At 66.0% G+C, this 24,467-nt stretch carries 25 protein-coding genes; 9 read left to right on the top strand and 16 right to left on the bottom strand.

All coding sequences use genetic code 11. The features are described from left to right. Positions 1–14: 14 nt before the first annotated feature. From VOI27_RS08130 to VOI27_RS08120, 3 genes are all read right to left on the bottom strand, one after another. A complete protein-coding gene (locus VOI27_RS08130; RefSeq protein WP_323764819.1) occupies positions 15–965 on the bottom strand; it encodes a p-hydroxyphenylacetate 3-hydroxylase reductase component in 951 nt (316 codons plus the stop codon). A 68-nt stretch (positions 966–1,033) separates the two neighbouring features. Next, the gene (locus VOI27_RS08125; protein ID WP_323764818.1) at positions 1,034–2,149 is read right to left on the bottom strand and encodes an LLM class flavin-dependent oxidoreductase; all 1,116 of its coding nucleotides are present in this window, start codon (positions 2,147–2,149) and stop codon (positions 1,034–1,036) included. A 112-nt stretch (positions 2,150–2,261) separates the two neighbouring features. Next, positions 2,262–3,005 (bottom strand): AraC family transcriptional regulator, encoded by a 744-nt coding sequence (locus VOI27_RS08120; protein ID WP_323764817.1) that lies wholly within the window; start codon positions 3,003–3,005, stop codon positions 2,262–2,264. A gap of 87 nt (positions 3,006–3,092) precedes the next feature. Here VOI27_RS08120 and VOI27_RS08115 point away from each other — a divergent pair, with 87 nt between their 5' ends. Then, positions 3,093–3,629, top strand: coding sequence for a peroxiredoxin-like family protein (locus VOI27_RS08115; protein ID WP_323764816.1), 537 nt, complete (start codon positions 3,093–3,095; stop codon positions 3,627–3,629). 49 nt (positions 3,630–3,678) lie between these two features. Here the strand turns inward: VOI27_RS08115 and VOI27_RS08110 are convergent, their stop codons facing one another. The 11 genes from VOI27_RS08110 to VOI27_RS08060 all read right to left on the bottom strand — a co-directional run bounded on the left by VOI27_RS08110 (position 3,679) and on the right by VOI27_RS08060 (position 14,945). Then, positions 3,679–4,758, bottom strand: a complete 1,080-nt coding sequence (locus VOI27_RS08110; RefSeq protein WP_323764815.1) for a sn-glycerol-3-phosphate ABC transporter ATP-binding protein UgpC — start codon at positions 4,756–4,758, stop codon at positions 3,679–3,681. An 11-nt stretch (positions 4,759–4,769) separates the two neighbouring features. After that, positions 4,770–5,822, bottom strand: a complete 1,053-nt coding sequence (locus VOI27_RS08105) for a carbohydrate ABC transporter permease (protein ID WP_323764814.1) — start codon at positions 5,820–5,822, stop codon at positions 4,770–4,772. A gap of 203 nt (positions 5,823–6,025) precedes the next feature. After that, positions 6,026–6,994, bottom strand: coding sequence for a sugar ABC transporter permease (locus tag VOI27_RS08100; RefSeq protein WP_323764813.1), 969 nt, complete (start codon positions 6,992–6,994; stop codon positions 6,026–6,028). A 62-nt stretch (positions 6,995–7,056) separates the two neighbouring features. Then, complete coding sequence (locus tag VOI27_RS08095; RefSeq protein ID WP_323764812.1) at positions 7,057–8,316, bottom strand: ABC transporter substrate-binding protein; 1,260 nt, start codon at positions 8,314–8,316, stop codon at positions 7,057–7,059. Positions 8,317–8,469: 153 nt separating this feature from the next. Further along, the gene (locus VOI27_RS08090) at positions 8,470–9,519 is read right to left on the bottom strand and encodes a Gfo/Idh/MocA family oxidoreductase (protein ID WP_323764811.1); all 1,050 of its coding nucleotides are present in this window, start codon (positions 9,517–9,519) and stop codon (positions 8,470–8,472) included. Positions 9,520–9,586: 67 nt separating this feature from the next. Then, the gene (locus VOI27_RS08085; RefSeq protein WP_323764810.1) at positions 9,587–10,483 is read right to left on the bottom strand and encodes an alpha/beta hydrolase family protein; all 897 of its coding nucleotides are present in this window, start codon (positions 10,481–10,483) and stop codon (positions 9,587–9,589) included. Continuing rightward, positions 10,483–10,989, bottom strand: coding sequence for a flavin reductase family protein (locus VOI27_RS08080; RefSeq protein ID WP_416374659.1), 507 nt, complete (start codon positions 10,987–10,989; stop codon positions 10,483–10,485). Before VOI27_RS08080 ends, VOI27_RS08085 begins: the two co-directional genes overlap by 1 nt. A gap of 14 nt (positions 10,990–11,003) precedes the next feature. After that, positions 11,004–11,897: an aldo/keto reductase gene (locus VOI27_RS08075; protein WP_323764873.1), complete on the bottom strand. Its 894-nt coding sequence runs from the start codon at positions 11,895–11,897 to the stop codon at positions 11,004–11,006. Continuing rightward, positions 11,897–13,051, bottom strand: coding sequence for an LLM class flavin-dependent oxidoreductase (locus VOI27_RS08070; protein WP_323764808.1), 1,155 nt, complete (start codon positions 13,049–13,051; stop codon positions 11,897–11,899). Before VOI27_RS08070 ends, VOI27_RS08075 begins: the two co-directional genes overlap by 1 nt. A 66-nt stretch (positions 13,052–13,117) precedes the next feature. Beyond that, entirely contained in the window at positions 13,118–14,227 is a 1,110-nt protein-coding gene (locus VOI27_RS08065; protein ID WP_323764807.1) for a Gfo/Idh/MocA family oxidoreductase, read from the bottom strand. A gap of 10 nt (positions 14,228–14,237) precedes the next feature. Further along, positions 14,238–14,945 (bottom strand): GntR family transcriptional regulator, encoded by a 708-nt coding sequence (locus VOI27_RS08060; protein WP_323764806.1) that lies wholly within the window; start codon positions 14,943–14,945, stop codon positions 14,238–14,240. A 226-nt stretch (positions 14,946–15,171) separates the two neighbouring features. On the opposite strand from VOI27_RS08060, the gene VOI27_RS08055 reads away from it, so the two are divergent. Continuing rightward, complete coding sequence (locus VOI27_RS08055; protein WP_323764805.1) at positions 15,172–15,822, top strand: L,D-transpeptidase; 651 nt, start codon at positions 15,172–15,174, stop codon at positions 15,820–15,822. An 18-nt stretch (positions 15,823–15,840) separates the two neighbouring features. Here the strand turns inward: VOI27_RS08055 and VOI27_RS08050 are convergent, their stop codons facing one another. Beyond that, positions 15,841–16,131: a hypothetical protein gene (locus VOI27_RS08050; RefSeq protein WP_323764804.1), complete on the bottom strand. Its 291-nt coding sequence runs from the start codon at positions 16,129–16,131 to the stop codon at positions 15,841–15,843. Positions 16,132–16,193: 62 nt separating this feature from the next. Next, positions 16,194–16,937: a FadR/GntR family transcriptional regulator gene (locus VOI27_RS08045; RefSeq protein ID WP_323764803.1), complete on the bottom strand. Its 744-nt coding sequence runs from the start codon at positions 16,935–16,937 to the stop codon at positions 16,194–16,196. Between the two features lie 307 nt (positions 16,938–17,244). Between VOI27_RS08045 and tal the strand changes: the two genes are divergently transcribed. The 7 genes from tal (at position 17,245) to VOI27_RS08010 (ending at position 24,462) form a co-directional block, all read left to right on the top strand. Beyond that, on the top strand, positions 17,245–18,189 hold the full coding sequence (gene tal, locus VOI27_RS08040; protein ID WP_323764802.1) for a transaldolase: 945 nt from the start codon (positions 17,245–17,247) through the stop codon (positions 18,187–18,189). A 178-nt stretch (positions 18,190–18,367) separates the two neighbouring features. Beyond that, a complete protein-coding gene (locus tag VOI27_RS08035) occupies positions 18,368–19,399 on the top strand; it encodes a LacI family DNA-binding transcriptional regulator (RefSeq protein WP_323764801.1) in 1,032 nt (343 codons plus the stop codon). 137 nt (positions 19,400–19,536) lie between these two features. Continuing rightward, entirely contained in the window at positions 19,537–20,844 is a 1,308-nt protein-coding gene (locus VOI27_RS08030) for a sugar ABC transporter substrate-binding protein (RefSeq protein ID WP_323764800.1), read from the top strand. A 121-nt stretch (positions 20,845–20,965) separates the two neighbouring features. Further along, positions 20,966–21,832, top strand: a complete 867-nt coding sequence (locus tag VOI27_RS08025) for a sugar ABC transporter permease (RefSeq protein ID WP_323764799.1) — start codon at positions 20,966–20,968, stop codon at positions 21,830–21,832. Positions 21,833–21,844: 12 nt separating this feature from the next. Next, positions 21,845–22,675 (top strand): carbohydrate ABC transporter permease, encoded by an 831-nt coding sequence (locus tag VOI27_RS08020; RefSeq protein ID WP_323764798.1) that lies wholly within the window; start codon positions 21,845–21,847, stop codon positions 22,673–22,675. 12 nt (positions 22,676–22,687) lie between these two features. Beyond that, a complete protein-coding gene (locus VOI27_RS08015; protein WP_323764797.1) occupies positions 22,688–23,692 on the top strand; it encodes an ABC transporter ATP-binding protein in 1,005 nt (334 codons plus the stop codon). Then, positions 23,692–24,462, top strand: a complete 771-nt coding sequence (locus VOI27_RS08010; RefSeq protein ID WP_323764796.1) for an L-iditol 2-dehydrogenase — start codon at positions 23,692–23,694, stop codon at positions 24,460–24,462. Before VOI27_RS08015 ends, VOI27_RS08010 begins: the two co-directional genes overlap by 1 nt. Positions 24,463–24,467 lie beyond the last annotated feature (5 nt).

Here is a 24,467-nt window from a genome sequence, read left to right as displayed (position 1 = left end):
GGGGAGCCGGAAACCTATTGGTCGATGAGACGCCGCAGCACCTTGGTAAAGGTGTCGATCTCGTCACGGCTGAAGCCGTCAAAGGCCTCGTCGGCATGGGCCTCGGCGACGTTCCAGCACTGGTCCGCCTTGGCGTGGCCCGGCTCGGTCAGGTCATAGGTGTCACCGGTCACCGCCACCAACCCGCGATCCTCGAGATTGACCAGCGCCGCATGCGCCTCGGTCACCGGGGCGTGCAGATGCACCACCAGTTCGTCGGCGCTCTGCCCGGCCAGATCCTTGAGCACCAGCAGCACCCGCGCCTCGATCACGCTGAGGCCGAGGGTCTCGAGCTTGGGCCGGTAGCGCTCCTGGTAGGCGCGCACCGCGCGCAGCATCAGGAAGAACGAATGCTTGCCCATCCGGCCGCGGTCCGGGTCGGCCTGCGGGCTCTTGTCGGTCTTGGGGAAGGCCTCGGGATGGTTGAAGACCATGGCGTAGGAGCCCTGGTGGAAACACAGGGGCGCGCGGCCGAAATCGTCGAACTTCACCACCCGGCCAACAAAGATCCAGTGATCGCCACCGTCGAGCTTGTCGTAGGTCTCGCATTGGAAACGCCCGGCGCAGCCGTCGAAGACCGGCGCGCCGCCGAGGCCTTCGTGGTAGTCGACGCTGGCGAACTTGTCCTCCTGACGGCGGGCGAAGTGGTTCGACATCTCGATCTGGTCGGAGGCCAGGATATTGACCGCGAAATGGCTGGCGCTTTCGAAGATGGCACAGCTCTTGGCGTCCTTCATGCTGCTCCAGAGGATCAGCGGCGGGTCCATGCTGAGCGAGTTGAAGCTCGAGGCGGTGACCCCGACCTGCGTGCCGTCGGGGGCGCGCGCGGTAATGATCGTCACCCCGGTGGCAAAGTTGCCAAGCGCCCGGCGAAAGGCTTTCGGATCGATGTCGGCCGGTCTGGCCTCGGTCATCGTCAGGGTCATCTCGGGTCTCCTCACGGGCGGTGAAAGGGGGGGTGCGGACCGGACGGGAGGACCGGCCCGCAACGCCGTCAGGCGGCAGCAGCCGTCGCGGCGGGTTCGGATTTGGTGGCCTCGGTCAGGATCGGCATCACCTTCTCTGCCATCAGGATCATGCCCTTGCGGCCGAGGTCGTAATCGGTCCAGTCGTGGCCGGCATAGACCAGATGCTTGAACGGACCGGTGACCTCGCGCAGTTCGAGGATCTGGTCGGCCACCGATTGCGGATCGCCGTGGATCACCAGCCGATCGAGCACGTAATCCAGCGTCACCTCGTCGTCGGGCATGTTCTGATCCTCCTTGAAGAGGTTCAGCCGCCCGCCCTTGCGCATCTTGGTGAGCAGCTGGGAGTAGTAGTAGACGTAAGGGCTGCCCGGATCGCGGGCATAGGCGCGGGCGGTTTCCATGTCATCGGCGACGCAGATGTTCTTGGCGACGCGCCAGTCGGCGTAGTCCGGGGTGAGGCCGGCCTTCTGGCAGCCCTCGACGTATTTCGGCCAATGGGTGGCGGCCCATTTCGGCAGCAGGAAGTTGCCAGAGATCGGCTGCCAGCCGCGTTCGGCCATGGCGGAAACGCCCTTGGAGAACGGCGCGACGGCAGTGCCGACGATCGGAGGGTGCGGGTCCTGATAGGGCTTCATGATGTCGCCCTGGCCGATGTCGCGCATCATCGTGCGTTCGGTCGAGATCTCCCAGAACTCGCCCTTGAGGTTGTAGGGCGCCTCGCCCTTCCAGATGTCGAGCACCATGTTGATGCATTCGACGAACATCGCGTTGCGGTCGCGGTCCATCGAGCCGAAGACCTCGGCGTCGGACATCAGCCCGCCGGGCGAGATGCCGAAGTTCAGCCGGCCCTCGAGCATGTGGTCGAGCATCGCCACTTCGGCGGCGATCCGCGCCGGGTGCGAATTGGGCATGTTGACGGTGCCGGTGCCGAGACGGATGGTCTTGGTCTCATAGGCCAGGCTGGCCAGAAAGGCGACGCAGGAGGTGATGATCTCGGCCTGATCGGTGGTGTGCTCGCCGCAATAGGCCTCGGCATAGCCCAGCTGGTCGGCCAGGATAAAGGCTTCGCGATCTTCGGCGAGGCTCTGTGCATAGGGTTTGCCCAGCGGGTGGATCGGCATCGTGAAGAACGACAGTTTCATCAGGTGTCTCCTTGGCTTCCCCGCTACTGTGACCCAGGCGGGGCAGCGGAAAAACTGAAACTTTCTGATGTTCGCTATCCGGTTTCCTGATGGCAGGCGCAGCGCCCGGCGGCTATTCCGCAGCCCGCGGCCGCAGCGCGATCGGCAGGGCGCCGAACTGCTTGCGAAAGGCGCGGGTAAAGCCCTCGGCCGAGCCATAGCCATAGCGCCGGGCGATGGCGTCAACCCGGTGGCCGCGGTCGACGTCCTGCCGCGCGAGGGTCAGCCGCCAGCGGCGCAGATAGGCGGCGGGCGGCTCGCCCACGGTCGTGAGGAACATCTCGGCAAAGCGGCTGCGCGACAGGCCGGCGATCTCGGCCAGATCGTCGTTGCGCCAGCCGTGGCCGGGCTTGTCGTGAATGGCGACGATGGCGCGGCTCAGGCGCGGGTCGGACAGCCCGGCCAGCACGCCGGGCCGGGCCGAGCCGGCGGCGATCTGGCCGCGCAGGATGCGCACCACCAGCACCTCGCCCAGCCGGTTGACCACCGAGGCGGCGCCGCAGCGCTGCGCCTCCATCTCGGCCTGGATCAGCCGGGCCAGCGCCATGGTCTCCGCGTCGCGGGTCAGGTCGACCTCGATCCGGTCCGGCAGGGCCGAGACCAGCGGATTCGAGATGCCGCCCCAGTCCACCTCCGCCGAGACCACCGCGCGGGCGTCGCCAAGTGCGAAGCCGGTCTCGCGCGGCTGAAACAGCGCCGTGCAGGGCTGGCCCGAGGCATCGGCCAGCACCACCAGCGTCGCCGCCTCGAGCGGGGCGGGCTGCACCGAGAGGGTGAAGCGCGAGATCAGGGTGGTCAATCGGTCGTGTCGGGACATTTCGGCGTTTCGGTCTGATTTTCAGGATTTTTGTGGCGGTAACCTCTGGAATACACCCATCAGACGCAAAGCAACAAGAGAAATCCCATGCTCATTCCCCGCAAGAAGACCCCCGACCTCAACCTGCCGACCCTGGATCACGGCACCTTCGACCTCTCTGCCGAGCAATCCGAGCGCGGCACGGTGATCTGTTTCTACCGAGGTCTGCACTGCCCGATCTGTGCCAACTACCTGACCGAGTTTCAGAAACGCGTTGCCGATTTCGCCGAACGCGGCGTCAACTGCATCGCCGTCAGCTCCGACGGCGAGGATCGCGCCCGGCTGATGGCCGACAAGATCGGCGCCGACACGCTGCGCTTTGCCTATGACCTGCCGCTGGCCAAGGCGCGCGAATGGGGGCTCTATATCTCGACCTCGAAGGGCAAGACCTCGATCGGCCTCGAGGAACCGGCGCTGTTTTCCGAGCCGGGGCTGTTTCTGGTCTCACCCGGTCAGACGCTTTACTACGGCGCGGTGCAGACCATGCCCTTTGTCAGGCCGCATTTCGCGGAACTGGTCAAGGCGGTCGATTTCGCCATCGAAAAGGATTATCCGGCGCGCGGCGAATACACCGGCGCGGTCTGATCCCGGATGATCCTCGCGGCCGGGGCAGCCCACCTGCCCCGGCTGCGTCTCAATCTCGGCGCAGGCTCTGCTCGGTCTCGCTGTCGAACAGGTGCACGGCCTCGGTCTCGGGCGTGATCGCGATGACCTCGCCGATCCGCACCGCGGTCTGGCCGGCCAGATGCAGGGTGAGCGCGGTGCCGTCGCGCAGCTTGCCGTAGAGGTAGGAATCGCCGCCAAGCTGTTCGATCGTCGCCACCTCGAGCGCGATCGGCCCGTCCGCGCCGGCGCGCATCTGGTTCGGGCGGATGCCGAGCGTCACCGCCTCGCCCGGCCGCTGGGCAAAGCCCGCTTCGGGCAGGCGCAGCTGCTCGCCGGTCTCGAGCGTCATCACCGTGCGGTCGGTCTCGGAGACCCTTCCGCGAATGAAGTTCATCTTTGGCGATCCGATGAACCCGGCGACAAAGAGGTTCTGAGGCCGGTTGTAGAGATCGAGCGGCCGGCCGAATTGCTCCAGCTTTCCAAGTCGCAAAACGGCGATCTTGTCGGCCATGGTCATCGCCTCGACCTGATCGTGGGTGACATAGATCATCGAGTTCTGCAGCCGGCGGTGCAGGGCCACGATCTCGCCGCGCATCTCGACCCGCAGCTCGGCATCAAGGTTCGACAGCGGCTCGTCGAACAGGAACACCTTGGGCTCGCGCACCACCGCCCGGCCGATGGCCACCCGCTGGCGCTGGCCGCCGGAAAGGTCCTTGGGGCGGCGATCAAGAAGCATGTCGATCTGCAGCATCTTCGCCACCTCGTCGACCTTGCGGGTGATCTCGGCACGAGGCGTGTTGATGTTTTCCAGCCCGAACGACAGGTTCTGGCGCACCGACATATGCGGGTAGAGCGCGTAGGACTGGAACACCATCGCCAACCCACGGTCGGCGGCGGGGATGCGGTTGACCACCTCCTCGCCGATCAGGATATCGCCATCCGAGATCGGCTCGAGCCCCGAGATCATCCGCAACAGCGTGGACTTGCCGCAGCCCGAGGGCCCGACGAAGACGCAGAACTCGCCATGGGCGATATCGAGGTCGATGCCCTTGATCACCTCGACCGCGCCGTAGGATTTCTTGACGTTTCTCAGTTCGACCCGTGCCATACGCGCCCTTTCTATTTCCCGCCCGTCGAGGCGATGCCGGTGGCGATGTATTTCTGCAGGAACATGAAGACGCAGGCGATCGGCAACAGCGTCAGCACCGTCATCGCCAAGAGGCTGGGCCAGTCGGTCTGCAATTCGCCCTGAAACGAATTGAGCGCCAGCTGCAGGGTGAAGTTCTCGGTCCGGGTCAGCACGATCAGCGGCCAGAGGAAATCGTTCCAGCGCCACATGATCGCGAGGATCGCCAGCACCGCGATGGCCGGCGCCGAGAGGGGCAGGATGATCCGCCAGAAGATCTTCCACTCGCTGGCCTTGTCCATCCGGGCCGCATCGAGGATCTCGTCGGGGATGGTGATCATGTATTGCCGCAGCAGGAAGACGCCGGTGGGCGTGGCCGCGCCCGGGATGATGACACCCCAGAGCGAGTTGAACATGCCCATTTCCGTGACGATCAGGAACAGCGGCACCAGCACCACGGTCTGCGGGATCATCAGCGTGCCGATCACCAAGAGCAGCACGGCGGTACGGCCGCGGAACTCGTATTTCGACAGCACGAAAGCCGCCATCGAGTTGACCAGCAGCATCAGCGCCGTTGCCATGACCGTGATGAAGGTGGAATTCCAGAAGAATTGCAGGAAGTTGAAGCGCTCGAAGAGCGCCGTGTAATTCTCGGTGGCAAAGGCCACGTCTTCGATCGGCGCCAGCGTGTCGGCGGGCAAGCGGTGGCGGGTCTCGGGGTCCGACGGCAGCACCACCTCGGCCCGGCCGGCGGCGCGGCGGGTCTGGCCGACGGTCTCGCCTGCCAGATCGCCCTCGGTGACGGTGAAGGCCAGCAGCGGGGTGTCGAAGCCCTCGATGGCGAGGGTTTCCTGCGCGTAGGGCAGGAAGCGCGGCGGGAAGCGGTCGAGCTCGTTGGGGGATTTGAAGCTCGACAGCAGGAGCCAGACGACGGGGCCGAACATCAGCATCACGCCGAAGATCAAATAGGCGTAGGAGGCCCAGTCGGTCCAGTGCAGCCGGTCGCGGCCGCGGGTGGCGGTGAGGAAGGACCAGAGTCTATACATGTTTCGCGTCTCCGATTGCCACGGCATCCCGGGCGGCACCGCCGCCCCGCGCCTGCCTGCCCCCCGGCAGGCGCGTCCCCCGTTGCGTCAAGACCAGAGGTCGGCGTGATGGACGGACCAAACGCCCGGCGGCAGCCTCAGTGCAGATGCGCCCGCCCAGGCAGGCGCGGGGCTCTTCTCCTGGCCTGAACCCCAGGTTTAAATCACCCATTCACATTCCTCCGGTTCACCCAGAGCTGCACCAGCGTCAGCACCACCAGCACGCCCGCTACCAAGAGCGAGGCCGCCGCCGCCAGACCGAACAGCCTCGGCGCGCCGGCAAACCCCTCTTCGTAGATGTACTGGATGATGAAGGTCGTCGCCGTCCCCGGCCCACCGCCGGTAAAGGCATAGATCTCGTCGAAGGTCTGCACCCCCTTGATCAGCGCCAGCACCAGCACCACCAGCATCGTCGGCGCCAGCAACGGCAAGGTGATGCGTCGGAACGTCCGCCAGGCCGAGGCGCGGTCCATGATCGCCGCCTCATAGACGTCGCGCGGAATCGCCTGAAGGCCGGCCAGCAGGATCAGCGTGTAGAACCCCATATGCGCCCAGACCGAAATGAAGACCGACCAGCCAAAGGCCCAGTCCGCCTGCACCAGCCAGTTGACGCCGCCGATCCCGGTCCAGTCGAGAAAGGCGTTGAGCACGCCCTCGCGCTGCAGGATCCATTTCCAGATCAGCGCCACCACCACCGGCGACAAGAGCACCGGGAAGAAGAACACCGAGCGGAAGAACCCCCGCGCGCGGATATCGCGGTTCAGGATCAGCGCGGTCAGCAGCGCAAAGCCCACCATGACGCCGACCTGCAGGACGACGAACCACAGGGTGTTCCAGATCGCGCGCCAGAACTTGTCCTCGCGGCAGGTATTGGGGTCGAGGTAGCTGCCGCAGTCGGTCAGCGTCACGAAGTTGCGCAGCCCGACGTAGGGCCGGTCCGACAGCAACACGTTGTCGCTGCCCGTCGTCGCATAAAAGATGTTGAGGATCACCGGCAGGAAGGCGAAGAGCCCGAAGAGGATCAGGTTCGGCGCCAGAAAGACCCAGGCCAGTCGGTTGATCCCCAGAAGGCGCTGCAGCGCCAGCATCGGTATCTCGATGACCCGCATGACGGGCGTGATGATCCGCAGCATGTCTCCCCTCCCCCCTGTCAACGATGAAACCCCCGCGCGGTCTGGCGCGGGGGTTCAGGCGCCTATTGCGCTTCGCTCATCGCCGACTCGAGGTCGTCGCCCATCCGCGCCAGCGCGTCCTCGACGCTCAGCTCGCCGACGATGGCCTGGCTCAACCGCTCGACGGTGATGCCATACATCGCGCGGTTGCCGGAGTAGCCTTGGTAGGCAAAGGCCTCGGGCGCCACGTTGGGCAGGTCGGCGGCAAAGGCGGTCAGCGCGTCCTGCGCCGCAGGCGTCGCGCCTTCGAATTCCACGCCCGCCTTGGCGACACCGAGATGCGCCGGCAGGTTGCGGGTGCGCGCCGCGGCCTCGGCGTAGATCTCTTCCTGCGCCAGGAAGTCGATCACCTTTGCGACGATCTCGGGGTGCTCGGTCTGCTCGAACCCAACGATGCCGGCCCCGCCGGGCATGCCGGAACAGGGACCTGCGGGGCCACAGGGCGAGCCCACAACCTTCCAGTCGAAGAAATCGCCGACCTGTTCGTCCATGCGACCGACCTGCCAGGAGCCGGAGTAGTAGAACACCACCTCGCCGTTGATGAACTCCTGCGCCGCGTCGGCATAGGTCGAGCCGCCCTGGCTGGCCCAGACGTCACGCGCCATGGTGCCGTCCTCGTTCCAGCCGACAAAGGCCTCGGCGAAGGGTCCGAAGCCCTCGAAGGTGCCGGTGCCGTCCTGAACCAGCTTGGCGCCGTAGGACACCGCAGGCCCCGCCACCCGGTGCCCCGAGCGGTCGATCGCCATGGCGAAATCGGCGTCGGTGGCCTCGACGACCTTGCGGGTGGCCTCGGCCCAGTCCTCCCAGGTCGCGCCCTCGCCCGGCATCTCGACCCCGGCCTGTTCAAAGAGCGTCGCGTTCACAAACGGCCCGGTGATGGTGAGCTGGCTATGCATGCCGTAATAACCGTCACGGTCGCCGACGCGGTACCAGTTCAGCGTCTCGCCAAAGGCCTCGTCCCAATAGGCGGTGTCGATATGCGGCGCGAGGTCGAGGTAGTATTCGTTCAGCCCCCCGGTGTCGGTGATCTTGGCCATGTCCGGCCCGGTGCCGGCGGCAAGCTGCACCGGCAGGTTCTCGACGATGGCCTGATAGGGCACCTCGTCGACCACCACGTCGACGCCCTCGTTCTGCTCCTCGAACCGGGTCAGAAGCTCGTCGTAGACGGCGCATTCATTGCCGTCGGAATAGCACATGAAGCGGATTTCCTGCGCCGCGGCGGCGCCGGCGCTGACGGCCAGCCCGGCGGCCAGTGCGGTGGATGTGAGTACGGTCGTTTTCATGGGTCAGGATCCTCCCTATTGTCCTGTTGGGTCGTCGGTCTTGTGCCGTGTCCGGCCTCCGGTCGCGGCGGAACTCTGCGGCTCCGTCCGACGACTGGATGAGTGTGCCACCTTTGCGGCCAAAGGCATAGAAATCCCTTTGGCGACCCCGGGTCATGCCGCTAGTTCCTCGGCAGCGCCGCTCTGCGCCGAGCGGGTGATCGCCTCGATCAGGTCATGACTGGGCAGCGCCGCGCCACCGGGGCAGACCGGCGCGCGGCCCGTGCTCACCGCGTGCGTGAAATCCTCGATCACCGCCTGGTGCCAGGCATGGGTAAAGGCCATCGGATCGCTGGTGCCGCCGGTGCCGCCGGTCTCGCCAAAGCGCTCGGAACGGCCATCGCGCCAGTCGAGCTGCAGCACGCCGGAGGCGAGATGCAGGCTGGCGCGGTCGAAGTGCAGGGTCAGGGTCTCGGGCCGCCCCGGAAAGGAGGCGGTGCTGGCGGTCAGAGAGCCCAGCGCGCCGCCGTCGAACTCCAGCCCGGCGACGACAAAATCCTCGGCCTCCATGGCGTGAAACCGCGAGGTGCGCGCCATCGCCCGCACCCGCCGCACCGGCCCGGCGAGGCTGAGCGCCAGATCGATGGTGTGGATCGCCTGGTTGATCAGCACGCCGCCGCCGTCGCGGGCATAGCTGCCGCGCCCCGGTTCGTCGTAATAGGCCTGATCGCGCCACCACGGCACGGCGATCTCGACCAGCCCCAGCCCGCCAAGCGCGCCGGAGGCCACCAGCTCGGCCGCCTTTTGCGAGGCCGCGCGCATCCGGTGCTGGAACACGATGCCAAGCTGCACCCCGGCGGCCTCGGCCACTGCCACCACCTCGCGCGCCTCGGCTGCCGTGCGGCCCACCGGTTTCTCCAACAGGATATGCTTGCCCGCCGCCGCCAGCGGCCGGATCAGATCGGCGCGGGCGTCTGGCGGGGTGACGATGACCGCGATATCCACCGCACCATCCGCCGCGATCTCGGCGACCGAGCCATAGGTGCGCACCGCCGCGCCGGTCAGCTCCGTGGCCTCCGCGGCCAGCCGCGCCGCGCTGGTGCCGGAGCGCGAGGCGATGCCGCGCAGGTTGACGCCCCGGGCCTCGGCCAGCGCCGCCACATGGGTCTTTGCCACCATGCCGGCGCCGATCAGCGCCACTTGCAGGGTCTTCGATTGGGTCATGATCTGCACCGCCTGTCTTGCTCGGCGCCAGTCACACACGGCCCCGGCCGGCTTGTCAAACCCCGGCTCATGCGGCGAGCGCCCGGCGCAGGAAGGCCAGAACCGCGGCGCGCATCGCCGGGGTTTCGCGGTGGCCGTCGTCAGGCTCGATATGAAACGACAGCGCCTCACTGGCGCCGGCATAGGCGGCCGTGACATCCGCGCGGGCGATCTCGAAGGCGCGCGGCGGGGTCAGCGGATCGCCCAGCCCCACCGCGATCTGCAGCGCCCGTGGCGCGATCAGCCCGGCGATCTGGCCGGTGCGCGCCAGTGGCAGCAGGCCGGGCACGGTCATGAAATCGCCGTGCAGTTCATGCGCGCCAAGCCGCACCAGCTCGGCCATGTCGGCAAAACAGCACAGCGCGCTGGTGGCCCGGATCCGAGGGTCGAGTGCTGCCAGCCACCAGGCCAGGGTGCAGCCCATCGACAGCCCCAGCGCGCCGATGCGGGTGGCGTCGACCTGCGGATGCGCGGCGAGGAAATCCACCCCGGCGCGCTGCTCGGCCAGCATCTGCCCCCAGAGCGTCTCGCCCTGCCAGAGCGCCGCCTTGGCGCGGGCCGCTTCGTCCGGGCTCTGACGCGCGCCGAAGGCCGGCATCTCGATACAAAGTGCGGCGAGGCCGGCCGCCACAAGGACGGGCCCGTAAGCGCCCTGCAGCGCGGCGCGCCCCTCGGTCAGCTCGTCGCGGCCAAGCGTGTAGGTATTGCCATGGGCATGAGCATAGACCACCGCCGGCACCCGGCCGGAGGCGGGGCGCAGGAACCAGGCCGGTGCGGGCTCGCCATCGAACTCGAAGCTCAGATCGTCGAGCACCCAGCCGTGATAATCGTGGCGGCCCGTCTGCGTGACACGCGGCGCCCCGGCCTGCGAAAACCGCGGGCCGAGCAGCGTGGCCAGCCTGTCGGACAGCGCGCCGGCTTGCATCAGCTTTCGGGATCGAACCGGCCAAAGCGGCTCTGGTAGCAGAGCAGCGGCGCGCCCTCGCCGATCGTGGCGCGCAGCACCCGGGCCACCAGAATGCCGTGATCGCCGCCGTCGTATTCCGCATAGGCGGCGCAGTCGAAGCGCGCCAGACAGCCCCTGAGCACCGGCAGGTCATCCTCGCCCAGGTGCCAGTCGGCCGCGTCGAAGGCATCTGCCGAGGCGGCAAAGGCCTGGCAGAGCCCCAGCTGATCGGCGCCCAGCACGTGGATCGCCATATGCGACGCGCCGGCGAAGTGCGGATAGCGCCGCGAGGCCCGCGCCGCCGACCAGAGCACCAAAGGCGGATCGAGCGAGACCGAGGAGAAGCTGTTGACGGTCATGCCCACCGGTCCGTCAGACCCGTGCGTGGTGACAATCGCCACCCCGGTGCCAAACCGCGAGAGCGCGCCGCGCAGGCTGCGGCTCTGGGCCTCGCCCAGCCGGGTGCCGGGCATGAAATGGGTCATCTTGTCCTGCAGGCTCATGGCACGTCCCTTCCCATGGCGGCGGTGAGGATCTCGAACCAGGTCTGCCGGTCGATCTCGATCTCGGTGGCGCGCGCAAGGCCGCGGATGCGCCCGAGGTTGTTGGTACCCAGCACCGGGATCAGCCCCGCCGGATGCGCCAGCAGCCAGGCGATGGCCACCGCCGTCACATCACCACCCTGATCTTTGGCGATCCGCTCGAGCAGGCGGCGCATAGTCTTGCCGTCGTCGGAAAACAGCCGCCCCCCGGCCAGCGGCGACCAGGCCATCGGGGGAATGCCGCGCTCCTGCATCCAGGGGATCTCGCCGTTCAGGAATGGGTCGACACAGAGCACGCTGGCCTCGATCTGGTTGGTGATCAGCGGCACGGTCATCGCCGATTGCAGCAGCGTCCAGTCGTTGAGGCGGAAGTTTGACACCCCCACGTGCCGCACCTTGCCGGAAGCCACGAGGCCATCGAGCGCGCGGCCGGTCTCGTGGTGATCCATCATCGGATCGGGCCGGTGGATCAGCAGCAAGTCGACGTAATCGGTGCCCATGTTGGCCAGCGAGGCCTCGACCGAGGCGGTGAGATGCGCGGCCGAGGTGTCGTAGTACTTTACCCGCCGATCATTGTATTTGCCGATCGGCGCGACGATATCGCATTTGGTGACGATCTCGATCCGGTCGCGCAGCCCCGGCGCGGCTTTCAACGCGCCGCCCAGCACCGCCTCGGCACCGTAATCGCCGTAGATATCGGCCTGGTCGATGGTGGTGATGCCCTGATCGAGACAAGCCTCAAGCTTGGCCTGCACATGGGCGGGCGAGGTATCGGCGTCATCCGCCACCCGCCACATGCCATAGACGATGCGCGACATCTCCATCAGGCCGCTCAGGCTCACGCGGTCCATCATCGTCTTTCTCCCGTGCCCAGCGGTGTCGGTGGCGTGCTGTCGGGCACCCTGCCATATTCCAGCGGCAGCGAGCAGGTGCGCAAATGCGGCATCACCAACTCGCCGAAGTATTTGCATTCGTCGAGATGCGGGTAGCCCGAGAAGATGAAGCTGCGGATGCCCATCTTCTTGTACGCCTCGATCTTGGTCATCACCTGGTCGACCGAGCCGACCAGCGCCGCGCCACAGCCCGACCGCGCCCGGCCGATGCCGGTCCAGAGGCCGGGCTCGATATAGCCGAACTGATCGGCCAGCTCGCGGGCGCGGGCCTGGTGCGACACCCCGAGCGAGATCGAATCATGCGCCCGCTCGCGGATCAGCCGGCCGTATTCATCGTCGAGCTTGCTGACCAGGTGGTCGGCGTACTCACGCGCCTCGGCCTCGGTCTCGCGCACGATCATGTGGACGCGCAGGCCGTAATCCAGCGTGCGGCCGTGACGTTCGGCCACCGCGTTGACGGCTTTCATCCGCTCGGCAAGATCGTCCTGCTTTTCCGGCCACATCAGGTAGACGTCGCAATGCTTGCCGCAAAGTTCGAGCGCATCGGGGGAATAGCCGCCGAAATAGAGCAGCGGGCCGCCGGTCTGATAGGGTTTGGCGGGGTCGGTGCTGACACCCTCGAACTTGTAGATCTCGCCATCATAGGAGATCTCGTCGCGGGTCCAGGCCTGCTTGAGGATCTCGACCACCTCGTGGCTGCGCCGGTAGCGGTAGGCGCTGTCCTCGCGCTGGCCGGGGAAGTCGGACGAGATGATGTTGACCGTCAGCCGCCCCTTCAGCATGTGATCGAGCGTTGCCAGCGTGCGGGCCAGCATGATCGGCTGCATCTCGCCACAGCGCACCGCGGCCAGCATGTTGATCCGCTCGGTGATCGGCGCACAGCCGGCGACAAAGCTCAGCGTGTCCTGCCCCACCTGATACGACGACGGGCAGAGGATGTTGCGATATCCGTAGTGCTCGGCGGTTTTCAGGATGGTCGAGCAATGCTCCCAGCTCGAACGCAGATCGCCGTCGGGCTGGCCGAGAAAGCGGTAATCGTCGGCACAGAGCGCGGCGAACCACGACACCTCTGCGGCGTCGAGATCTCCCGAGGTTACCGGAACGATGGTCATGGGCGCGGGCCTCCGATGGCGTGTAACGATAATCTAGCGCAGCGGACCACGTGCATCAATGGTGTATCAATTGGCCTCCGGCAGGACCAGATCGACCGCCTTGCCACTGGCCATGGACTGCTGCGCCGCTTGGCCCATCAGCACCGAGATCAGCCCGTCGTGCAGGCTCACGTCCGGCGCCGCCCGGCTGCCGCGCACCAGGCGCAGGAACTCGAGATGCTGGAAATAGGTCGAGCCATTGTGATCGCCGGCCTCAAGGAGCGTCGGGTCGACCGGGATCTCGCGGGTCTCGGGGCCTTTCGGCTGGCGCGGGCTGACGATCAGCTGCGGCACCGGCGGCGGGCCCAGATCAGCCGGCCAGAACCGCCCCGGCCCGGGCACCAGCGCCTCGATCTTGCCGCGCGGCCCGACCGCGACCACCTCTTCCTGATAGCGCGACCCTTCGGCGAACATGCAAAGCTCGAGCATCGCGCGCGCACCGCTGGCGAACTCGACGATCACGTAGCCATGGTCGGCAATGTCGGGGCGCTGGCCCTCGTAATCCTCTTCCAGGTGGTTCACCGCCTGCCCGCCAGAGGCCATGATGCGCACCGGCTCTGACCCCAGCACATGCCGCATCAGGTCGAAGAAGTGGCAGCATTTCTCGACAAAGGTGCCGCCGGTGTAGCGGTTGAAGCGGTTCCAGGCGCCGACCTTGTGCAGGAAGGGGAACCGATGTTCGCGGATCGTCAGCATCCGCACCCCGCCGGTGGCCTGTTCGACCTCGGCCAAGAGCGCGGCGATCGGCGGCATGTAACGGTATTCCATCGCCACCCAGACCGGCGCCGGATAGCGCGCCATCAGCGCCTCGATCCGCGGCTGGTGGGCGGGGTCGGTGAACAGCGGCTTTTCCACCAAGAGCGGCAGCGGGTTGGTGGCGGCGATGCGCTCCATCTGCTCGACATGGCGGAAGTTGGGGCTGGCGATCAGCAGGCAGTCGAGCCCGGCCACCGAGAGCAGCGCCTCGACGCTGCCGGCCATCACCGCGCCGGGCACCAGCGCCTGTGCGGCGGCAGCCATCGCCGGGTCGGGCTCATAGATCGCCGCGACCTCGGCCTCTGGCAGAAGCGCGATGTTGCGGAGGTGCTCCTGGCCCATCATGCCACATCCGATGACACCGTAGCGGGTCGTCGTCATCCGTCTCTCCTCATGTCATGCGCTGCACGTATTGCGCCACGTCGGTGTCGAACCAGGTGCGCGAAAACTCCACCGGCTGCGGCCCGCGCCCCCAGGAGTAGCGCTCCACATAGCCGGTCAGCGCCCCTGGCGCCGGGCCAAAGCCCTCGGGCGCCCAGTCCGGCACCCTATCAATCGTCACCCGGTCCTCGGCGCGGGTGATCCAGAGCCCCAGACGCAACCGGTAATAGCGATAGAGCGAATCGGAGATCTGCGCCGCCTCGACCCGCCCGGCATCCGCATCGAGCCAGATCTCCTCGACCGCCGCCGGCCGGCCGCCGAGCAGCCGCAGCCGGCGCACCCGGCTGGCCGTGGCCGCCGCGCCCCAGTCGTGATCCTTGGTCAGAGGCACGACATCGATCAGCCGCGAGGTCGGCAGGCCGCCGCCCGCCCGCAGCTCCAGCCGGAACATCGAGTATTCGCCGGGGATCGCCCTGCCCTGACCGGCGCGGATGTAGTTGCCAGACCCCTGGATGCGCTCCAGCAGCCCCTTGCCCTCAAGCTCTGCCAGCGCCTTGCGCAGGGTGGTCACGCTGGTGCCATGCTGGCGCGCCATGTCGCGCTCGGGCGGCAACCGCTCGCCCTCCACCAGCCGCCCGGCGGCGATGTCGCGCAGCAGCACCTCGCTGATCTGCAGGTACAGCGGCAGGGCCTGGACGCTCGGCCGGTCTCTCGTCATGCCTCGCCCTCCCCGGCTGCGGCAGATTGATAGGCAATTGCTTTACACCGAAGCGGGGGAAGCGCAAACGGGTTTTCCCCGTGCCCGCCAGCCCGGTTTGCCTTCGCGGACGCGCGTCTTAGGTGTAACGTCCAGGACCCGCCCCGCGCAAAACGCCCCCGCGTGGCTTCTTTCCCTCTTGCGCCCGTGCCATTCAGGAGGGTGACCGATTCAAGGATGTGACCCGATGCTGACCAGACGCCATTTCATCGCCACCAGCAGCGCCGCGCTGTTCTCTGCGCCGCTCGCAGCCGAAGCTCAATCGGACAAACATGCCGCCTGGGATGCCCAGGTGCTGCCGCCGGACTATGACCCGGCCACCAGCAACCCCTGGGGCATTCATCCGCGGCTGCTGGCGACCCGCGTGGCCCACAAGGAGGGGCTGACACCGGGCGACATCCATGTCGATGCGGTGGCGCGCTATCTCTATCACATCCGCGACGACGGCACCGCGATGCGCTATGGCGTGGCGATTGCCAAGGGCGATCTGTATGAGCCCGGCACCTACACCATCCGCCGCAAGGCGAAATGGCCGGGCTGGACGCCGACGCCGGCGATGATCGCCCGCGAGCCCGAGCGCTATCTGAAATGGGCCGACGGCCAGCCCCCCGGTCCGAACAATCCGCTCGGCGCCCGCGCGCTCTATCTCTATGTCGGCAACCGCGACACCTATCTGCGGATCCACGGCACGCCATTACCGCAATCGATCGGCGGCCGGGCGAGCTCTGGCTGCGTGCGGATGGTGATGGCCCATATCATCGACCTCTACCCGCATGTCGCGACCGGCGTGACCGCCTATCTCTATGCCACCGAGGACGGGGTCACAGCCACCAGCTGACACCCCGCCCCTGCGGGCTCAGCTCGCCGCGGGGGTCTCTGCCGGGACACTGCGGCGGGTGCAGATCGGCGCCCCGCCGGTGGCACGCAGCGGCAGATCGGTGGTCTCGACGGGGCCATCGTAGCGGTACCAGAAGCAGCCATCCTCCCGCCGCAGGTAGGCGGTCGAGAGATCCTGGCCGGGGGCGGCAAGCTCGCGCACCGACTCGGGCAGCGGCATCACCGCGATCGGGCGCGCCTGGGTGGTGGTTTCGTCGCAGGCGGCAAGCAGCAGCAGCGCAGGCGGCAGGGCGAAGAGGAATGGCTTCATAACTGTAATCCTTGTCGATTTTCGCCCGAGATTGACACCAAACCGCCGTGAAAGCCAATGGCTCAATTGTCCGATCCGCCAAGATCGGGATAGGCCAGCGCCCGCATCCGCGCCCGCGCAGCGCAGGCGTCCCCGTCGCGGATCGCCTCGGCCACGGCGAGATGCGCCGCGCCCTGCCCGGGGTCAAACCGGACCCGGCTGGCCCCCTGCTCGCCGGCGATCCGCAGCATCGACACGATGGTCGGGCTGAGCTGGCGCAGCATCAGGTTGCCGGTGGCGGCAATCACCGTCGCATGAAACCGTCCGTCGGCAGCCAGCCCTTGAACCACCGCGCCCCGCGTCATTGCAAGGCCGCGCGCCGCCTCGAGAATGGCGCGGCTCTGTCCGGCGCTGGCGCGCAGGGCGGCCAGGCCCGCGGCCTCGGGTTCGATCATCCGCCGCAGCGCCATCGCCTCGGAAAAAATCGCGCGAAACCGCGGATGCACCGGATCGTGCCAGGCCAGCACGTCGGGGTCGAGCAGGTTCCAGTCATCCACCGGCTGCACCCGCGTGCCGTAGCGCCGGGCGGTGCGCAGCAGGCTCTTGCCGGACAGCACCTTGATCGCGTCGCGCACCGTGGTCCGGCTGACCCCAAGGGCCTGCGCCAGTTCATCCTCGCGCGGGATCACCGTGCCGGGCGCATAGCTGCCGCCGGCAATCCGCCGGCCGAGGATCTCGACGATGCGGCGGGTCGCGCCGGTCGGCAGTGAGCTTCGCAGGCCGGACAGAAGCGCCACGGCGGGCAGGGTTTCCGGCGTCACATCCATCTCGGCGCCGCCGTCTCAGCGCCGGTCGGAACAGCGATCGGAAACCTCGATAAATGATCGGTCACGCGGCGGACCCTCCCGTTGATAGCGCTGCCATGGCCCGTATCACCCTCTGCAAGCGAGTCTGCGGCCCAAATCCGGCCACCACGACCTTTCACCCTGAAAGTTTCATAATTGACACGCGACAAGTTTACACAGGCGCGCGGCCAGGCATCGCAGTGCAGATCTGCGTTCCGTCGCGGCGGCAGATGCGCTAGGTCAGCGATCAGGGCGCCACCGGCGCGAAACAGCCATGAGGAGAGACAGCATGACCAGCGTATTGGACCAGCTCAGGAAGATGACAGTCGTGGTCGCCGACACCGGCGATGTCGATGCGGTAAAGACCTGGGAGCCGGTGGATTGCACCACCAACCCCTCGCTCGTGCTGAACGCGCTGAGCGATCCGGCCTCCGAGGCGCTGGTCAGCGAAGAGATCGACGCCGGTCGCAAGGCCGGCCTCTCGGCAGAGGCGGTGGCCGACAAGCTGACCGTTGCCATCGGCGCCCGGCTGACCGAACTGGTGCCCGGCCGGGTCAGCACCGAGGTCGACGCCTGCCTGTCCTTCGACACCGAGGCCTCGGTCAAGCGCGCGCATGAGATCATCGAGGATTACGCGGCGCGCGGCATCGGCAAGGAGCGCATCCTGATCAAGCTGGCCTCCACATGGGAGGGCATCCGTGCCGCGGAGCAGCTGCAGAAGGAAGGCATCGACTGCAACCTGACGCTGCTGTTCTGCCAGGCGCAGGCGGTGGCCTGTGCCGAGGCCGGCGCCTACCTGATCTCGCCCTTCGTCGGCCGGATCACCGACTGGTACAAGAAGTCCGAGGGCCGCGACAGCTACAAGCCCGAGGAGGATCCAGGCGTCAAATCGGTGCGCGCGATCTATGACTACTACAAGTCGAACGGCATCGACACCATCGTCATGGGCGCCTCGTTCCGCAATGTCGGCCAGATCAAGGCTCTCGCGGGATGCGATAACCTGACCATTGCCCCGGCCCTGCTGGAAGAGCTCGACCGCGACGAGGCCGAGCTACCGCGCCGGCTTTCGCCGGAGAATGCCAGCGGCGTCGCGCCGGTCACGATGGACGAGGCGACCTTCCGCTGGGAGCTGAATGCCGACGCGATGGCGACCGAAAAGCTGGCCGAAGGCATCCGCAAGTTCGACGTGGACCACAAGAAACTGATCAAGCTGGTCTCTGAACGGCTGCACTGAGCGGCCGGCCCTCGGGCCCGACTTGACGCGCGCGCTTGTGTAATTTCTTGACCGGAAGATTTCTCCGGCATACCGTAAAGAAATTCCTAGCGCGCGCAAAGAAATGGCCCAGACCGGGCCATTTCGTCGTTTGACGCCGGTTACCGGCACCGCGCACCGATTATAGAAAGACGACCGTATGGCGGGGCGCAAGATCAGGAACATGGAGGAGTTCGCCGAGGTCAGCGGCATTTCGCGGCCGACCGTGTCGAAATATTTCCATGACCCCAGCAGCGTCCGCAAATCGACCCGAGCGCGAATCGAGGAGGCGCTGGAGCGCTACGATTACCGTCCCAACATCTTTGCGATGAACCAGAACCGGCGGCTGACCAAGAACATCGGCATCGTCGTCCCCTATCTCGCCGACCCGTTCTTTGCCGAGATCGCCCGCAATCTGGAACGCCGTTGCATCGACGCCGGGTTCTTTCCGCTGCTGTTCAGCTCGCATGGCGAACAGACGCAGGAAAACGCCATCCTCGACAGTCTGCGGCTGCTGAAACCGGCCGGGGTGTTGCTGGCCGCGCTCGGCCGGACCTCGGACCACGACCACATCAAACGGTTTTGCGCCGATGTGCCCACGGTGCTGTTCGACAGCTATCTCGACAACACCGGCGCCGCCTTCGTGGGCTCCGACCACGCGCAGGTGTTGCGAATGATCGTGGATTATCTGTGCCGTAGCGGCGAGCCGCCGGTGTTTTTCGAGATGAAGAACCCGGCCAACCCCAACGCCAACCGGCGTCGCGCGGGCTATATCGCGGCGATGGAGGCGCTGGGCCAGACCCCCGAGATCGTGCGGGTCGACGGCACCGGCTGGAGCTTCGAGCAGATCGGCTTCAACGGCGCCAGCGCGCTGTTGGAGACCGGCGCCTTTGCCACCGACACCGTGCTGTGCAGCAACGACCGGCTGGCCATCGGCCTGATCTCGGCCGCCTATGCCAAGGGCGTGCGGGTCGGGCGCGGCCCGGACTGCGCGCTGCGCGTCGCCGGCATGGACGATCATCCCTTCGCCCAGTTCACCTGCCCGCCGATGACCACCATCGCACAGGATTACGCCGCCATCGCCGACAACAGTGTCGAGACACTGTTCAAGGTGGTCGAAACGGGCGCGCTGACCGGAGAGCGCCCCGAGATGCTGTTCGAGGGGCGGCTGGTGATGCGCGACTCGGCTTGATGACGCCGCAGCGCAGCAAGTTTTTGCTGCGCTGCGGAAAACTAAAACATTACGCGCGTAAACATTTCATTGACCCAGAAACCCGAATCTGGCTAAAAGATGTCACCGACATCCAAAAACCATGGGAGGAAACTTGGATGAAGCTTACGAACGCACTATTTGCAGCGTCGGCACTGGTGTCTGTCACCGCCGCGGCTGCAACCGCCGACACCATCACCATCGCAACGGTCAACAATGGCGACATGGTCCGCATGCAGGGCTATACCGACGCCTTTACCGAAAAGACCGGTCACGAGGTCGAATGGGTGACGCTGGAAGAGAACGTTCTTCGACAGCGGGTGACCACCGACATCACCGCCAAGGGCGGCCAGTTCGACATCATGACCATCGGCATGTACGAGACCCCGATCTGGGGTGCCAATGGCTGGCTGGTGCCGCTGGACGACCTGTCGGAGGAATATGATGTCGACGACATCCTGCCCGCCATGCGCGACGGTCTGAGCCACGAGGGCACGCTCTACGCCGCGCCGTTCTATGGCGAAAGCTCGATGATCATGTACCGCAAGGACCTGATGGAGAAGGCCGGGCTGGAAATGCCCGACGCGCCGACCTGGCAATTCATCCGCGAAGCCGCGGCGGCCATGGATGACGATGCCAATGACATCAACGGCATCTGCCTGCGCGGCAAGGCCGGCTGGGGCGAAGGCGGTGCCTTCATCACCGTCACCGCGAACTCCTTTGGCGCGCGCTGGTTCGACGAAGAGTGGACCCCGCAGTTCGACCAGCCCGAGTGGAAAGAGGCGCTGACGTTCTTCACCGATCTGATGAACGACCACGGCCCCGCCGGCTATGCCACCAACGGCTTCAACGAGAACCTCTCGCTGTTCCAGCAGGGCAAGTGCGGCATGTGGATCGACGCCACCGTGGCGGCCTCCTTCGTGACCAACGCCGAAGACTCGGAAGTCGCCGACCAGGTCGGCTTTGCCCTTGCACCGAATGCCGAAGGCCACGAGAAGCGGGCCAACTGGCTCTGGGCCTGGGCGCTGGCGATCCCTGCCGGCACCGACAACGAGGATGCCGCGAAAGAGTTCATCGAATGGGCCACCTCGAAAGAGTACATCGAGCTCGTCGCGGCGAAAGAAGGCTGGGCCAACGTTCCCCCGGGTGCGCGGACCTCGCTCTATGAATCGGCCGAGTACCAGGAAGTGCCCTTCGCGGCGATGACCCTGGAATCGATCAAGATGGCCGATCCCAACAATCCGTCCGAGAAACCGGTGCCCTATGTTGGCGTCCAGTTCGTCGCCATCCCGGAATTCGCCGGTCTCGCCAGTCAGGTGAGCCAGGAGTTCTCGGCGGTCTATGCAGGCCAACAGACCGTCGACGAGGCGCTTGCCAAGGCGCAGGACATCGCGATGGAAGAAATGGAAGCCGCCGGCTACCGCTAAGGCTTCTTCCCAGGGTCGGGGGGTGGATTTCCACCTCCCGGTTCTCGTATTACGTGTTATTACGTTCTTAGTTTCAACCGCAGATTACATGCACCTTGCGTGACAATAGAGGATATGTGTCATGGCGACCCAGCATTCCCGATCCGCAGCGCGTTTCATGATGGCACCGGCCGTCGTCCTGCTTCTTGGCTGGATGCTGGTACCGCTGCTCATGACGCTCTACTTCTCGTTCAAGACCTATCTTCCACTGCGCGGCGGTGACCTCGGGTGGGCGGGTTTCGACAATTACGTCCGATTCGTCTCCTCTTCCGCCTTCTGGCCCTCGATCCAGGCGACGCTGATCATCGTCGGCGGCGCGCTCATCATCACCGTGGGCTTCGGCATCCTGCTGGGCATCCTTCTGAACCAGCCGATGTGGGGCCAAGGCGTCGTGCGCATCCTCGTGATCGCACCGTTCTTTGTCATGCCCACCGTCTCGGCGCTGGTCTGGAAGAACATGTTCATGGACCCGACCAACGGCCTTCTGGCGCATCTCTGGCGCTTTTTCGGCGCCGATCCGGTGGTCTGGCTGTCGGATGCCTCGCTGTTCTCGATCATCCTGATCGTGTCGTGGCAATGGCTGCCCTTCGCGACGCTGATCCTGCTGACCGCGATCCAGTCGCTCGACGGCGAGCAGCTGGAAGCCTCGGAAATGGACGGCGCGCCGGTGCTGAAACGCTTCTGGTACATCGTGCTGCCGCACCTGAGCCGCGCGATCACCATCGTCATCCTGATCGAGACCATCTTCCTGCTGTCGATCTTCGCCGAAATTCTCGTGACCACCGGCGGCGCCTTCGGCACCCGGACCCTGACCTACCTGATCTTCCAGCGCGTGCTGGAGAGCCAGAACGTCGGCCTCGGTTCCGCAGGCGGTGTCTATGCAATCATTCTCGCCAATATCGTTGCCATCTTCCTGATGCGCATCGTCGGCAAGAACCTGGACGCGTGAGGAGAGAACACCATGGCACGTGCCGTTACAAATCAACGCAAGGCGATCAACACCCTGGCTGCCTGGGCAGTGGGTCTGCTGATCTTCTTCCCGATCCTCTGGACCATCCTCACCAGCTTCAAGACCGAAGCCACCGCGATTGCCGATCCCCCGGTGTTCCTCGCCTTTGACTGGACGCTCGAGAACTACGAAGCCGTCATGGAGCGCTCGAACTACGCGCGCTTCCTGTGGAACTCGATCATCATCGCCGGTGGCTCGACCATCCTCGGCATCATCATCGCGGTGCCCGCGGCCTGGTCGATGGCCTTCGTGCCCTCGAAGCGGACCAAGGACATCCTGCTGTGGATGCTCTCGACCAAGATGCTTCCGGCGGTCGGCGTGCTTTATCCGATCTACCTGATCTTCATCAACCTCGGCATCCTCGATACCCGTATCGGCCTTGTCATCGTGCTGATGCTGATCAACCTGCCGATCATCGTCTGGATGCTCTACACCTACTTCAAGGAGATCCCCGTGGATATCCTCGAGGCCGGTCGGATGGACGGTGCCAGCCTGAAGAGTGAGATCATCTACATCCTGACGCCGATGGCGGTTCCGGGCATTGCCTCGACCCTGCTGCTGAACTTCATCCTCGCTTGGAACGAAGCCTTCTGGACGCTCAACCTGACCGCGGCCAAGGCCGCACCGTTGACCGCCTTCATCGCCAGCTACTCGAGCCCCGAGGGTCTGTTCTACGCCAAGCTCAGCGCGGCCTCGACCATGGCCATCGCGCCGATCCTCATCCTCGGCTGGTTCAGCCAGAAACAACTCGTTAGCGGCCTGACCTTCGGCGCTGTGAAATAAGGACCTGAGATCATGGGACAAATCAACCTTACACAAGTGACCAAGAGCTTCGGCGACGTGAATGTCATCCCGCCCTTGGACCTCAACATCAACGAAGGCGAGTTCACCGTCTTCGTCGGCCCCTCGGGCTGCGGCAAGTCCACCCTGCTGCGGCTGATCGCCGGGCTCGAAGACATCACCAGCGGCAAGATCACCATCGACGGCCAGGACGCCACCAACCTGCCGCCCTCGAAACGCGGCTTGGCGATGGTGTTCCAATCCTACGCGCTCTATCCGCACATGTCGGTGCGCAAGAACATCGCCTTTCCGATGAAGATGGCGGGCATGGACGAGGCCGAGCAGAACCGGCGCATCGAGGCCGCCGCCAAGGCGCTGAACCTCACCGACTACCTCGACCGGCGCCCCGGCCAGCTCTCTGGCGGTCAGCGCCAGCGGGTCGCCATCGGCCGGGCCATCGTGCGCGAGCCCTCGGCGTTCCTGTTCGACGAACCGCTGTCGAACCTCGACGCGGCGCTGCGGGTCGGGATGCGGCTGGAAATCTCCGAGATGCACAAGCGTCTCGAGACCACGATGATCTATGTGACTCACGACCAGGTCGAAGCCATGACCATGGCCGACAAGATCGTGGTGCTTCAGGCCGGCGTGATCGAGCAGGTGGGCTCGCCGCTCGAGCTTTACCGCGCGCCGCGCAACAAGTTCGTCGCCGGCTTCATCGGCTCGCCCAAGATGAACCTGATCGAGGGCCAGCTGGCCTCCGAGCACAATGTCCACACCATCGGCATCCGGCCCGAGCATATCGACGTCTCGACCTCGGATGGCGCGTGGAAAGGCACCGTCGGCGTGGCCGAGCACCTGGGCTCCGACACCTTCATCCACATCCACGGCATCCCGGGCTGCGATCCGCTGACCGTGCGGGCCGGCGGCGAGGTGGACGTGCGCCATGGCGACACCGTCTACCTGACACCGCAGGCGCAGCACATCCACAAGTTCGGCGTGGACGGCCTGCGGGTGGACTGATGCGACTGGCCGGCAAATCCGCGCTGATCACGGGCGCTGCCCGCGGCATCGGCAAGGAATTTGCCCGCGCTTATGTGAACGAGGGCGCAACGGTGGCGATCGGGGACATCAACCTCGACGCCGCCCGCGCAGCCGCCAAGGAGATCGGGGACCGGGCCTATGCCCTGCACCTCGACGTCACGCGGCAGGAGAGCATCGACAGCGCCATCGGCGAGGTCGTGAAGACTCAGGGAAAGCTGGACATCCTCGTGAACAACGCTGCGCTCTTTGATGCGGCGGAAACGGTCGACATCACCCGCGACAGCTATGACCGGCTTTACGCGGTCAATGTCGCGGGCACGCTCTTCACCCTGCAGGCCGCGGCGAAACAGATGATCGCGCAAGGCCATGGCGGCAAGATCATCAACATGGCCTCACAGGCCGGGCGGCGCGGCGAATCGCTGGTGCTGGTCTATTGCTCGACCAAGGCGGCGGTGATCTCGATCACCCAGTCGGCCGGGCTGAACCTGATCCGGCACGGCATCAACGTCAACGCCATTGCCCCCGGCGTGGTGGACGGCGAACACTGGGAGCACGTGGATTCCATGTTCGCCCGGCTCGAAGGCAAGAAGCCCGGCCAGAAGAAGGCCGAGGTGGCAGCCGGGGTGCCCGCGGGCCGCTTTGCGGTGCCCGCGGACCTGACTGGAATGGCGGTGTTTCTGGCCTCGGAGGAGGCCAATTACATCGTATCGCAAACCTATAACGTCGACGGCGGCCAATGGATGAGCTGACCGTG

Source organism: Marinovum sp. (genome assembly GCF_034669705.1).
In the GTDB taxonomy this organism is placed as follows: Bacteria; Pseudomonadota; Alphaproteobacteria; order Rhodobacterales; family Rhodobacteraceae; genus Marinovum.
This window is presented reverse-complemented; position numbering and strand designations above follow the sequence as displayed.